Origin of the sequence: Sphingomonas panacisoli (assembly GCF_007859635.1) — a bacterium.
In the GTDB taxonomy this organism is placed as follows: Bacteria; Pseudomonadota; Alphaproteobacteria; order Sphingomonadales; family Sphingomonadaceae; genus Sphingomonas; species Sphingomonas panacisoli.
The window spans coordinates 3,295,746-3,308,194 of record NZ_CP042306.1 but is presented as its reverse complement, the minus strand read 5'-3'; the positions used below and the strand labels follow the sequence as shown (position 1 = coordinate 3,308,194).

Annotated in this window: 14 protein-coding genes and 2 pseudogenes; 5 read left to right on the top strand and 11 right to left on the bottom strand. The window is 67.4% G+C overall.

What is annotated here, in order from left to right:
* Positions 1-3 precede the first annotated feature (3 nt).
* Positions 4-1,041, top strand: coding sequence for a sensor histidine kinase (locus FPZ24_RS16475; protein ID WP_146573839.1), 1,038 nt, complete (start codon positions 4-6; stop codon positions 1,039-1,041).
* A 3-nt stretch (positions 1,042-1,044) separates the two neighbouring features.
* On the opposite strand, the gene FPZ24_RS16470 is transcribed toward FPZ24_RS16475, so the two are convergent.
* On the bottom strand, positions 1,045-1,203 hold the full coding sequence (locus tag FPZ24_RS16470; protein ID WP_146573837.1) for a DUF1674 domain-containing protein: 159 nt from the start codon (positions 1,201-1,203) through the stop codon (positions 1,045-1,047).
* 64 nt (positions 1,204-1,267) lie between these two features.
* Here FPZ24_RS16470 and FPZ24_RS16465 point away from each other — a divergent pair, with 64 nt between their 5' ends.
* The 4 genes and pseudogenes from FPZ24_RS16465 to purH all read left to right on the top strand — a co-directional run bounded on the left by FPZ24_RS16465 (position 1,268) and on the right by purH (position 6,540).
* Positions 1,268-2,518, top strand: coding sequence for an RsmB/NOP family class I SAM-dependent RNA methyltransferase (locus FPZ24_RS16465; protein ID WP_146573835.1), 1,251 nt, complete (start codon positions 1,268-1,270; stop codon positions 2,516-2,518).
* 10 nt (positions 2,519-2,528) lie between these two features.
* Positions 2,529-3,191, top strand: a complete 663-nt coding sequence (gene rpe, locus FPZ24_RS16460) for a ribulose-phosphate 3-epimerase (RefSeq protein WP_146573833.1) — start codon at positions 2,529-2,531, stop codon at positions 3,189-3,191.
* A pseudogene (locus tag FPZ24_RS16455) lies at positions 3,176-4,915 on the top strand (heparinase II/III family protein). The gene rpe and the pseudogene FPZ24_RS16455 overlap by 16 nt, the downstream one beginning before the upstream one ends.
* 44 nt (positions 4,916-4,959) lie before the next feature.
* Positions 4,960-6,540, top strand: a complete 1,581-nt coding sequence (purH, locus tag FPZ24_RS16450) for a bifunctional phosphoribosylaminoimidazolecarboxamide formyltransferase/IMP cyclohydrolase (protein ID WP_146573831.1) — start codon at positions 4,960-4,962, stop codon at positions 6,538-6,540.
* Here the strand turns inward: purH and FPZ24_RS16445 are convergent.
* The 10 genes and pseudogenes from FPZ24_RS16445 to FPZ24_RS16400 all read right to left on the bottom strand — a co-directional run.
* Positions 6,537-7,037, bottom strand: coding sequence for an MmcB family DNA repair protein (locus FPZ24_RS16445; RefSeq protein ID WP_146573829.1), 501 nt, complete (start codon positions 7,035-7,037; stop codon positions 6,537-6,539). The genes purH and FPZ24_RS16445 overlap by 4 nt on opposite strands.
* A 42-nt stretch (positions 7,038-7,079) precedes the next feature.
* Positions 7,080-7,679: a cell wall hydrolase gene (locus tag FPZ24_RS16440; protein ID WP_146573827.1), complete on the bottom strand. Its 600-nt coding sequence runs from the start codon at positions 7,677-7,679 to the stop codon at positions 7,080-7,082.
* Between the two features lie 227 nt (positions 7,680-7,906).
* Positions 7,907-8,212, bottom strand: a complete 306-nt coding sequence (locus FPZ24_RS16435) for a DUF1491 family protein (RefSeq protein WP_240047530.1) — start codon at positions 8,210-8,212, stop codon at positions 7,907-7,909.
* A 26-nt stretch (positions 8,213-8,238) separates the two neighbouring features.
* Positions 8,239-8,691: a PaaI family thioesterase gene (locus FPZ24_RS16430; RefSeq protein ID WP_146573824.1), complete on the bottom strand. Its 453-nt coding sequence runs from the start codon at positions 8,689-8,691 to the stop codon at positions 8,239-8,241.
* Positions 8,681-9,148, bottom strand: a complete 468-nt coding sequence (locus FPZ24_RS16425; protein WP_146573822.1) for a PTS sugar transporter subunit IIA — start codon at positions 9,146-9,148, stop codon at positions 8,681-8,683. The genes FPZ24_RS16430 and FPZ24_RS16425 overlap by 11 nt, the downstream gene beginning before the upstream one ends.
* Positions 9,149-9,162: 14 nt before the next feature.
* Positions 9,163-9,744 (bottom strand): ribosome hibernation-promoting factor, HPF/YfiA family, encoded by a 582-nt coding sequence (gene hpf, locus FPZ24_RS16420; RefSeq protein ID WP_146573819.1) that lies wholly within the window; start codon positions 9,742-9,744, stop codon positions 9,163-9,165.
* 57 nt (positions 9,745-9,801) lie between these two features.
* A complete protein-coding gene (gene dnaQ / locus FPZ24_RS16415) occupies positions 9,802-10,494 on the bottom strand; it encodes a DNA polymerase III subunit epsilon (RefSeq protein WP_146573817.1) in 693 nt (230 codons plus the stop codon).
* A gap of 8 nt (positions 10,495-10,502) precedes the next feature.
* Positions 10,503-11,096, bottom strand: a complete 594-nt coding sequence (gene coaE / locus FPZ24_RS16410) for a dephospho-CoA kinase (protein ID WP_146573815.1) — start codon at positions 11,094-11,096, stop codon at positions 10,503-10,505.
* Positions 11,093-11,896, bottom strand: a complete 804-nt coding sequence (aroE, locus tag FPZ24_RS16405; RefSeq protein WP_146573812.1) for a shikimate dehydrogenase — start codon at positions 11,894-11,896, stop codon at positions 11,093-11,095. The genes coaE and aroE overlap by 4 nt, the downstream gene beginning before the upstream one ends.
* A 10-nt stretch (positions 11,897-11,906) precedes the next feature.
* A pseudogene (locus FPZ24_RS16400) lies at positions 11,907-12,440 on the bottom strand (Maf family protein); the annotation flags it as partial.
* Between the last annotated feature and the right edge of the window lie 9 nt (positions 12,441-12,449).

The window sequence follows — 12,449 nt, the reverse complement described above, 5'->3', positions numbered from 1 at the left end:
TTCATGCCCCAGTCGTTGCGTCGCTTACTCTATATCGATGACGATCCCGGTCTGCGCCGGCTGGCGACGCGTGCGCTGACGCGGCGCGGGTTCGACGTGGTGTGTGCGGAGAGCGGCGCGGAGGGCGTCGCGATGGCGGCGGTCGAGCATTACGACCTGATCGCGGTCGACCATTACATGCCGGGCATGGACGGGCTGGAGACGCTCGCGAAACTGCGTGCGACCGCCGGCTGTCCGCCGATCGTCTATGTCACGGGGTCCGAGGAGGGCCGCGTCGCGATCGCGGCGTTGAAGGCCGGGGCTGCCGATTATGTCGTGAAGACCGTCGGCGAGGATTTCTTCGACCTGCTCGCCGCCGCGCTCGATCACGTCCGTGTCCGCGCCGCGCTCGAACGCGACAAGGCGCTGGTCGAGGAGCAATTGCGCGCGTCCAACGTGCGGCTCGAAGCGCTGTTGCGCGAGGTCAATCACCGCGTCGCCAATTCGCTGCAACTGGTGATGGCGATGGTGCGGCTGCAGTCCAATTCGCTGGCCGACGCCGCAGCGCGCGAAGCGCTGGCGGATACCGAACGGCGGATCGACGCGATCGCGCAAGTCCATCGCAGCCTCTATACGACCGACGATGCCGAGGGCGTCGATATGAAGGATTACCTCCAGGCACTGGTCGACGAACTCGGCGGGGCGTGGGCGAGCGAGAAGCCGAAGCGCGCGCTGACCCTCGATGCCGAATCGATCCGCCTGCCCGCCGATCGCGCGGTATCGTTGGGGGTGATCGTCAACGAGCTGGTCTCGAACGCGTTCAAATATGCCTATGGCCCGACCAGTCCGGGCGAAGTGCGCGTATCGCTGACCCGCGACGACAATGCGTTCCTGCTGGCGGTCGAGGATGACGGCGTTGGCTTGGGGCCGGTCCCGCGCACCCAGGGGTCGGGACTGGGCAGCCGCCTGATCGGCGCGATGGCCAAGAGCCTGCAAGGCGCCGTCGAATATGATTCGAAGGCGAAGGGCCTGCGGGCGACGCTGCGCGCGGCGATCGCCTAAGAGTCAAAAATCGACCGCGATCCCCTTCAACGTCCAGTCGCCGTAGCGCGTCGGATCGTCGCCGAGCGGATCGCCCTTCGGCTCCTCGACCTTCTCCGGCTCGGGCACCGGCGGGCTCGGCGTCAGATGGGCAGGCGGTTTGACGTGCGGCGGGCGGGTCATGTCGATCTCATTGCGGAGCGCGGCGGCATTCGCCACATGGGCCGGTGATGACCGGTCTTCAAGCATGAACCAGCCGCTTCCTCCCGGCGTACCCGCGCGTCAGGCCGCATTACGCCTGCTCGACGCCGTGCTGCGGCGGGGCGAGACGATCGAGCAAGCCTCCGGCCGCACGCTCGCCAGCATTCGCGCCGACAACGATCGCGCACTGGCTCGCGCGATCGCGGCCGAAGTGCTGCGCCATTTGCCCGATCTCGACGCGCTGATCAATTCGGCGACGCAGCGCGCCTTGCCCGACGACGCCAAGGCGCGGTTCGCTTTGCGCATCGCGCTCGCGCAGATGCTCGCGCTCGGCACGCCCGGCCATGCCGCGATCGCCACCGTGCTGCCGCTCGTCGATGGCGGCCCACGCAAGCTGGTCCATGGCGTATTCGGCACGCTCAGCCGGCGTGGCGTGACCTTGCCCGACCCGCCTGCGCTTCCCGCCGCGACTGCCGAACGTTGGGCCGCGCAATGGGGCGACGATGTGGTCGCGGCCGCCGCGCGCGCAATGGCGACGCCGCCGCCGCTCGATTTGACGCTGAAGGGCGAAGACGGGCCGGAAGGACTCGAATTGCTCGCCGGTCACCGCCGCCTGCCGCGCGGGACCGCGATCCCCGATCTGCCCGGCTACGACGAAGGCGCGTGGTGGGTACAGGATATCGCCGCGTCGATCCCGGCGCGGTTGCTCGGCCCGGGCGAGGGCAACGCGGTCGATGCCTGCGCCGCGCCCGGCGGCAAGACGATGCAGCTCGCCGCGGCGGGCTGGGCCGTCACCGCGATCGACCTGGTCGAAAGTCGTCTTGCGCGACTTCATGCCAATCTGGAGCGCACCGGCCTGTCGGCCGACACCGTCGTGGGCGACGCGACCAGCTGGCGCCCGGCCGCGCCGGTGGATGCCGTCCTGATCGACGCGCCGTGCAGTGCGACCGGCATCTTCCGCCGCCACCCCGACGTAATCCACCGTGTCCATCCCGCGCTGATCGAGCAGATGGCGGACCTCCAGCGTCACTTGCTCGCGCATGCGGCGGGCTGGCTGAAGAAGGGCGGGCGGATGGTCTATGCGACGTGCTCGCTCGAGCGCGCCGAGGGCGAGGAACAGGTCGCCGCCTTCCTGTCGGCCAACCGCGATTTCGCGATCGATCCGGTGCGGCAGGACGAGCTCCCCCCCGGCATCGCCCCCGCTTCCGAAGGATGGGTCCGCATCCTGCCCGGCGCGCTGGAAGAACAGGGCGGCTGCGACGGCTTCTTCATTGCCCGATTCGTGCGCGCCGGATAGAGCGCCTCCCATGCAGCAACCCGTCCGCATCGCGCCGTCGATCCTCAGCGCCGATTTCGCCAAATTGGGCGAGGAAGTCCGCGCGATCGACCTGGCCGGGGCCGACTGGATTCACGTCGATGTGATGGACGGCCATTTCGTCCCCAACATCACCATCGGGCCGCAAGTGGTGAAGGCAATTCGCCCGCACACCGCCAAGCCGCTCGACGTCCATCTGATGATCGCGCCGGTCGATCCGTATCTCGATCAGTTCGCCGAAGCGGGCGCCGACACGATCTCGATCCATGTCGAGGCCGGGCCGCATACGCACCGCAGTCTTCGCCACATCCGATCGCTCGGCAAGCGCGCCGGTGTCGTGCTGACCCCGCAAACCCCCGCCAAGGCACTCGATTACCTGCTCGAGGAAGTCGATCTCGTCCTGATCATGAGCGTCAATCCAGGGTTCGGCGGGCAAAGCTTCATCGAATCGGCGCTGCGCAAGATCGAGAGCGTCCGGACGATGATCGACAAACAGGGCCTGACCGTCGATCTCGAGGTCGATGGCGGGATCGACCGCGTCACCGCGCCGCGTGCGATCGCCGCCGGCGCCGACGCGCTCGTCGCCGGTACCGCGACGTTCAAGGGCGGACCCGACGCCTACGCCGCCAACATCGCTGCATTGAGGGGCGGGTGAGCGACGAGGACACGCCCCAGGACGGTATCGACGAAGGCAAAAGGCTGATCCGCCACGGCGGCAGCGGCGGCCTGTCGCTGGCCGAGCGCGTGTCCGAACGGTTCCGTCGCCTGGCCTGGCGTACCCCGCTTCACGCGTTTCGCCTGCGCGGCCGTCACCCGCTCAAGCTGATCGCAGTGCCGGACGACCCGTTTGTTGGCGATCCCCGGCGCGGCAATGCGCTGCTCGAAGCCCGGATGACGTTCCGCGGCGAGAGCGTCGCGTTCGACGATCTCGACTTCGCCAAGCCGAGCTGGTCGCCGGCGTTCGGGGACTATGTCCACAGCTTCGCCTGGCTGCGCGATCTCGCCACCGCCGCGCCGCGCGCGGTCGGCGTGCCGCCCGCCGAAGCATTGATGCGCGCCTGGCTCAGCATCCACAGCGAAAAGGTGAGCGAGCCGGCATGGAACGCGGAGATGTGGGGCCGCCGCATCCTGCATTGGACCGCGCATGCACCGCTGATCCTGTCCTCCGCCGACCTGATCTATCGCAGCCTGGTGCTCAATACGCTCGCGCGCGCGCGCGGCATCTCGATCGCGTCGCAGACAAGGCGCCGGCCGGGCTACCGCGCATCGCCGCATGGTGTGGGGTGATCACCGCGGGGCTGCTGATCCCCGGCGGCGACACGCGGCGTCAGATCGGCGAGGAAGGACTGGCGCGCGCGATCGAGCAAGCAGTGCACGAAGATGGCGGGGTCACGGCGCGCGCGCCGCTGATTCAGCTCGATATCATCATGCTGCTGACAATGCTGCGCGAGGTCTATGTGACGCGGCGGCTGGCCCCGCCCGCGGCGGTATCGGCGGCGCTCGGGCGCATGGTCCCGGCGCTGCAGGGCGTCTGTCACGCCGACCATGGCCTGTCGAGCTGGCAGGGCGGGGGGACCGGTGCGCGCGGAGCGGATCGACGAGGTGATCGCTGCCACCGGCGTGCGCGCGCGGCCGCTGCGCCAGGCGCGCGATTGGGGCTATCAGCGTTTGTCGCAGGGCGAGGCCGTGGTAATCATGGACGCCGCCCCGCCGCCGATCGCGCGGCTGACCGCGGGCGGTTGCGCGTCGACGCTAGCGTTCGAGATGTCCGACGGTGCCGAGCGGCTCGTCGTCAATTGCGGCGGGGCTCGCGCGGCGATCGCGCAGATCCCGCAGACGCTCGCCGATGGCCTGCGCACGACCGCGGCGCATTCGACGCTGGTGGTCGGCGACAGCAACTCGACCGCGATCCATCCCGACGGCACGCTGGGCCGCGGCGTCGCCGAGGTCGAACAGGCGCGCCAGGAATCGGCCGGGGGCAGCCGGATCGAGGCCAGTCACGACGGTTATGCCCGCCGCTTTGGGTTCCTCCACCGTCGCCAGTTGCTGCTCGCCGCCGATGGGCGCGAACTGCGCGGCGACGACATGCTGTTGCCGGCCGGGCGACGGCGCAAGAACGCCGCGAGCAACTACGCGATCCGCTTCCATCTCGGCCCGGGTGTCGAGGCCGCGCCGACGACTGACGGCATGGCGGCACTTCTCCGGTTGCCCTCGGGAAGGCTGTGGCAATTCCGCTGCCGCGGCGGTCGGCTGACGATCGAGGAGAGTCTGTGGATCGATCCCGACGGGCGCCCGGTCTCGACCCAGCAACTTGTCATCCTGGGCGATGCGACGGCGGGCGGCGAAAGCATCGGCTGGGCCTTGAAGCGCGCGACGTGAACCGCCATGGGGGCGCGATTCACCGCCCCCGCAGGAGCCGCAGCATGCCGACCGATATCGTCCCGATCAGGCGCGCCTTGTTGTCTGTGTCCGACAAGACCGGGATCGTCGATCTGGCGAAAGCGCTGGCGGCGCAGGGCGTCGAGCTGGTCTCGACCGGCGGCTCCGCGACCGCGTTGCGCGATGCGGGCCTCGCGGTGCGCGACGTGTCCGATCTGACGGGCTTTCCGGAGATGATGGACGGGCGAGTCAAGACGCTCCACCCGATGGTGCATGGCGGCCTGCTCGCGGTGCGCGACGATCCCGAGCATGTCGCCGCGATGGACGAACACGGCATTGGCGCGATCGATCTGGTCGTCGTGAACCTCTATCCCTTCGCCCAGACCGTCGCGAAGGGCGCCGAACGCGACGAGATCATCGAGAATATCGATATCGGCGGCCCATCGATGGTCCGATCCGCGGCGAAGAACCACGCCTTCGTCGCGATCGTCACCGATCCCGCCGACTATGCGATGATCGCGCGCGGCGAGACGACACTCGACGAGCGCAGGAAGCTCGCGGCCAAAGCGTTCGCGGCGACCGCAACCTACGATTCGATGATCGCCAGCTGGTTCGCCTTCGCCGACCAAGGCGAGCGCTTTCCGCAGACGCTGCCGCTGGTGCTCACGCGCTCGGGCGAGGAACTGCGCTACGGCGAGAACCCGCACCAGGCGGCGGCTTTCTACGCCGCCACTGGCCCGGCAGCACGCGGTATCGGCCAGGCGCGGCAGGTGCAGGGCAAGGCGCTGAGCTACAACAACCTCAACGACGCCGATGCTGCGCTCGAGCTGATCGCCGAATTCCGCGACGCCGACCCGACCTGCGTCATCGTCAAGCACGCCAATCCGTGCGGCGTCGCCACCGCCGCCACGTTGGCAGAAGCGTATGAAGCGGCGTTCGCGTGCGACACCGTGTCGGCGTTCGGCGGGATCATCGCAGTCAATCGCCCGCTCGATGCGGCAACGGCGCAGGCAATCACTGGCATCTTCACCGAAGTCGTCGTCGCGCCGGATGCCAATGCCGATGCGGTCGCGTTGTTTGCGGCCAAGAAGAACCTTCGGCTGCTGCTGACCGGCGACCTACCGGATCCGCGTCGCCCTGGGCTCGCGGCGAAGTCGATCACCGGCGGGTGGCTGGTCCAGAGTCGCGACAATGGCGCGATCGACGAGGACGCGTTGCGCGTCGTCACCAAGCGCCAACCGACTCCACAGGAATTCGCCGATTGCCGCTTCGCCTGGACCGTCGCCAAGCACGTCAAATCGAACGCGATCGTCTACGCCAAGCACGGCACCACCGCCGGCGTCGGTGCGGGCCAGATGAACCGGCTGGAAAGCGCACGGATCGCGGCATGGAAAGCGAAGGACGCCGCCGACAAAGCCGGCTGGGCCGAACCGCATACGATCGGCTCGGCGGTAGCATCGGACGCGTTCTTTCCGTTCGCCGATGGCCTGCTTGCGGCGGTCGAGGCGGGCGCGACGGCAGTGATTCAGCCAGGTGGCTCGATCCGTGATGACGAGGTGATCGCCGCGGCCGATGAGGCCGGTTTGGCGATGATCTTCACCGGCATACGGCATTTCAGGCACTAGGAGGCCTGCAACAGGAACCCCAATTCCGGATCGGCGAGCCCGCTCGCGCGCCGCGCAGCCCGACGCGCAAACGCCAGCGTGCACTTCTTGCGCCCCGCCGCGCTCAACGGATGCGTCGCAGCCTCCCGCAGGATCGCCGCGTCGTAGCGATCGGCCACGATCACCCCGGATCGCTCGGGCAGGAACGCCTCACCGTGCAACGGCCCATGATCGAACCCCGCAGGCACCGCCCAGAAGAAGCGGTCGCAATGGTCGAGATAGTCGAACCACTTGCCGTCGCCGAGCAGATCGGCGCGCGACACCTTGATTTCGACGATGACGATCTGGCCGCGCGCGTCGATCGCCATGATGTCCGCACGGCGCCCGCCGTCGAGCGCCACTTCGGTCATCGCCGCTAGGTCGTGCCGCGCGAGCATGCGAATCACCCCGCGCGCGACATCCGCCGCGCACAGCGCCTCGTCGCCGATCGGCGGACAACGGGGGGACGCATCGAGCATCTCCCCGTTCTAGAACATTAGGCGAACACTGCAACCCCGCGATCAGCGGAAGAAGATGTGATTCCCGATCGACGCGACGCGTGCGCGGTTCCAGCCGGGCGAAACGCGCCGCGCGTGGAAGTAGAGCGCCTTGGGCGCCGGGCTGTCCCAGGCATCGGCCAGCGCGATCTTCGCGATGGCGGTCGCCGTGCGATATTGCTGGCCCGACGGCGCGTCGGGAATCCGGCCGCCGCGGACGAACGAGAATTGCCCCGGCTGCTTCACCACCGAGCAGATCGAGCTCGGGAACCGGCCCGACGTGGTGCGGTTGATGATGACTTCGGCGACCGCGAGCTGGCCGTTCAGCGGCTCGCCCTTCGATTCGAAATAGACGGCGTCGGCCAGGCATTCGAGCTCGTCGTTCATCGCACCACCCATATCCTGCGCCGCGACGGCGGCAGCGAGGCTGGCGAAGGCGAGACCCGGTGCAGGCGCAGGTGCCGTCGCGATCGAAACTTCGTCCGGGGTCGTATCGGTCGCCGACTTCAATGTCGGTGTGGGAACCGGAACGGTATCCGAAAGGTTTTCCAGGGCGGGAATGACGGTGACCGCGGCCGCGACGGGCATGCGGGTCAAGTCCCAGGCTTTACTGGGGCTGCTCATTCCGAGCAGCGCGAACAGGGTAATGGCAATCGCCACGGGACCCGTGGCGCGAGAGACGAAACGCATTCAAACTGACTTAAGTGCGGTTGGTGCGCGGACACGGTCTTATTGTTTTTTCAAGGACCGAGCCGGACTACCCCCCGACTGCGTAATCGTTCGGGATCGCACCCCATCACGACACAACGCGAATTACAGTGATCCTGCTGTGGATTGTGCAGTGCAGCAAGTCAATCCGTTAAGATCGTTTCAGCGACGAATCGTTCTGCCGCTGCGATATCTACCTCTACTACCCATAGATCGGGATCGCTGCGGCGACGCCGTATCCAGTAGTCGGTGACCGCCTGCGACTCGCCCGCCGGGCCAGCGGAGATGAGCGCGGTGCGCCCGTCGGGGCCGATTCCGCGCTCCAAAAGCCGCGGATCTTTACCACGTTCCTGCGCGACGATCAGGATGGCCCCGGCGGTCGCGTCGCCCTTCGCGAGCACCGTCGCGAACCCGCCCTCAGCATTGGCGCGCCGCACCAGCGCATTCACCAGCGCGCCGCTGGCGAGCCGCGCGCTCAGTCCGAATATCCCGGCAACCCGGCGAGCGCGATCGACGATCGCATGAACGTGCCCGTCCCGCGCGCCGCCTCATCACCATCGGCATCGATCAACCGCGCCTCACCGACGAACACGCGTCTCTGGCCGCTGATCCAGCGGCCTTCCGCTACCACCGGGCCGGCCTTGAGCGGACGCGTGAACAGCAGGTTGAATGCCGTGGTCAGCAGGAAGCGATCGGTGACCAGGCTGTTGCATGCATAGAAAGCGGCATCGTCGAGCATCTTGAAATAGCTCGTACCGTGCGCCGCGCCGCCGGCGTGATAGTGGCCGGGTTCGATCGCGAAGCTGATCCGCGCGAGGCCCGCCTCCACGATCTCGAGCCGCGAATCGAACATATTGTTGATCGGTGCTGCCGCATACAGCGATTCGAGCGCGCGGAAATGGGCGCTCGCGCCCGCCTCAGGCGGCATCGCGGGCCTCGTCGCGCGCGAGCAGGACGTACATCGCATCCGCCGACCCCGCACCACGCAGTTTGGCGACGAATTGCGTGTCGCGCAGCGCCCGCGATACGCGCGCCAGCGCCTTCAGATGATCGGCCCCGGCATCGAGCGGCGAGAACAGCGCGACCACCAGGTCGACCGGCAATTCGTCGACCGCACCGACATCGATCGGCTTGGCGAGTGTCGCCACCACCCCGCACATCGCATCGATCCCGGCGAGCCGAGCGTGCGGGATCGCGACACCGCCGCCAAATCCGGTCGAGCCGAGCTTCTCGCGCTCGGCCAGGCCATCGGTCGCGGCCTTGGCATCAATACCATAGGCAGCGGCGGCAAGCTGGCCGAGCTGCTGGAACAGCGCCTTCTTGCTCACCACCGCCAGCCCCTCGGCCACCGCTTCGGGACGGATCAGATCCGACAGATCGTTCATCGTTTCCCGCTTCGTCAGCCCGCGCGCTGCGGCTCGACCCAACCGATCGTGCCGTCGCCGCGGCGATAGACCATGTTGTACGCGCCCGTCCCCGAATTGCGGAACATCAAAGCCTGGGTGTTCCGCAGATCGAGCATCATGACCGCGTCGCCCACGCTGGCATCGGGCACATCGACGCGTGTTTCGGCGATGATCAGCGGCGCATCGGCCGGCTCGTCGTCGGTCGATTCCTGGAACAGCGTGTAGCCGGCATTGTCGTACCCGTTCGCCTCGCCGCCATCGGCGCCGTCCGCGCCCTTGCGGTCGTTGAGTCGCCGCATGTAGCGTCGCAGCTGCTTTTCGATCTTGTCGGCCGCGCCGACGAACGATCCCGGCGCGTCATATCCGTCGTTGCGGGCCTTCAGCACTAATCCGCGCATGACGTGCGCCACGATATCGCAGGTAAAGCCGACATCGTGCGCGCCCTTGCCGAAGGTCACCTGCGCCGAAATCGCCCGCGAGAAATACTTGTCCGCAATCCCTTGGAGACGATCCTGAACTTGCCCCTGCAGGGCGTCACCGGTTTCGACCTGATGTCCCGAGACACGGATATCCATTTATCATTCTCCATTCTTGGCCGGGCCGGCGCTGCTACGCTCGGCCGTGCATTGGCGTCAACCGGACGCGTCGGCCCCCCAAAGCGGGTTCTTCAACTTGGCGACGAACGCCGCGTGGCGTTCAATCTCGTCTTCGTTCGGCGCGAAGATGCGCATCGGCCGCGGCTGTGCGGCGCGCGGATCGGCGTCGAGCACCGGGATGACGACATCCTCGTCACTGACGAGCGTGAGGCCGATCTGGCGGCCCCCGGTCAGCTCGACATAGACCTGGCACAGCAATTGCGCGTCGAGCAGCGCGCCGTGGAGCACGCGATGGCTGCGATCGATGCCGTAGCGGGTGCACAATGCGTCGAGTGAATGCTTGGCACCGGGATGCCGCTGACGCGCCATCGCGACGGTGTCGATCATGCGATCGAGCGAGATGATCTCGCGGCCCATTTTCTTGAGCTCGCCGTTCAGGAATCCGAAGTCGAACGTCGCATTGTGCGCGACCAGGATCGAATCGCCGAGGAACTCGAGCAAATCCTCGACCTTCTCATGGAATTTGGGCTTGTCCGACAGGAACGCGTCCGACAGGCCGTGGATGCGCTGCGCCTCGGCGGGCATCGAGCGTTCGGGATGGAAATATGCGTGGAACGTCCGCCCGGTCTCGACTCGGTTGATCATCTCGACACAGCCGATTTCGACCAGGCGGTCGCCCGCAGTGAAGGACAGGCCGGTAGTCTCGGTGTCGAAAACGATCTCGCGCATTGATCCTGTTATCGGTCTTGGCTTGCCGACACGCAAGCTATGACATGACGCACGGCGGCACGGGTTTGATCCATTGTGCAATCGGTCGGGATAACGAAGTCGGCGCGCGCGCGCTTGTCGGCGTCGGGCATTTGCCGCGCGAGGATCTCGGCGAGGCGTTCCGCAGTCATGCCGGGCCGCGCGAGCACGCGTTCGGCTTGCGTGACGGCATCGGCGGAGACGACGACGGTCACGTCGACCCGGGCATCGCCGCCGGTTTCGAACAGCAAGGGGATGTCGAATACGACAATCGCCGCTTCGGCGTGCCGTGCCAGGAATGCGGCGCGTTCCTCGCCGACCGCTGGATGGACGATGGCCTCGAGTCGCTTGAGTGCGTCGGGCTTGCCGAACACGCGCGATCCGAGCTCGGCGCGCTCGACGCCGTCGGGGTTGGTGGTCCCGGGAAACGCCGCCTCGATTGCCGGCAACAACCGCCCGCCCGGCCCCTGCAGTCCGCGAACCGCCGCATCGGCGTCGAATACGGGCACGCCTTCGTCGGCGAACATCTGCGCGACGGTCGATTTTCCCATGCCGATCGAGCCGGTAAGGCCGATTGTCTTCATGACGTCAGCAGTGTGCGAAGCTCGTCGTCGCGATCGCGCGGCGGCGCGGCGCCGAAGAACAGTTCGAACGCCAGCGCCGCTTGGCCGATCAGCATCTCCAGCCCATCGACCGTGTCGAGATCGTGCGCCCGCGCAGCCTTCAGCAAGCCGGTTTCGAGGGGCGCGTAGACCACGTCATAGACCACCGCATCCTCGGGCAGTGCTGACAGGTCGAGGTCGAGCGGCGGTTGGCCCGTCATGCCCAGCGAGGTTGCGTTGACCAGCAACGCCGCCGGCGGGATCGGCGCGTCGAGCTTGAGCGCGTCGCCCTTGAGCCCGAAGCTGGCGAGCAACGCCGCGCCCTTGAGCGGATTGCGGTTGAGCAGCGTCACGCGCCCCACGCCGACCCGCGCCAAGGCGAACAGTACCGCGCGCGCAGCACCACCGGCACCGACCACCACCACCGACTGTCCGGCCAAATCCATTCCCGAAATCGGCGCGTAGAATCCCGCCGCGTCGGTATTGGTCCCGACGATCGCGGCATCGGCCCGGAACACGGTATTGATCGCGCCGATCGACGCACGGACGTCGCCGCGATCCTCGACGAAATCGAGCGCGGCCTGCTTGTGTGGAATCGTGATGTTGCAGCCGAGCCAGTCGGGATCGGCGCGGCGTGCGGCGAAATAGTCGGCCAGCCCATCGGCCGCGACCTGCGTCTTGCGATATTCGGCGTCGATCCCCAGCGCCTTCAGCCAGAAACCATGGATCATCGGCGACTTGGAATGCGCGATCGGATCGCCGAGCACCTCGGCATACGTCATGACGCCAACTCCCCCGCACCCGCAGATAATCGAGCACCGGGAGCAATGGCATGCCCAGCACAGTGAAGTGGCTGCCGTGGATCCGGCTAAACAATTGCACCCCCGGTCCCTCGATCCGGAAACACCCGACACATCCCGCGATTGCCGGCCATTCCGCGTCGAGATAGGCGGCGATGAAGTCCGCCGATAGCGAGCGCACATAAAGCCGCGCACGTTCGACGTGCCGCCACACCGGGCGTCCCTTTTCCGCGATCACCGCCGCGCTCCACAGGTCGTGCGTGCCGCCCGCCATCGCGCGCAAATGATCAGCGGCATCCTCGCGACTCACCGGTTTGTCGAGCAACGTTCCGTCGGCGAGCGCGACGATCGAATCGCTGCCCAACACCAGCGCGGTCGGGTGGCTCTGCGACACCTTGATCGCCTTCAATTCGGCGAGCGCGTCGGCGATGTCGCGTGCCGGTTGTCCGGCCATCGCCGCCTTGACGCCATCCTCATCGACGCGCGCCGGTTCCGCGGCATAGCCAACCCCCGCCGCATCGAGCATCGCCCGGCG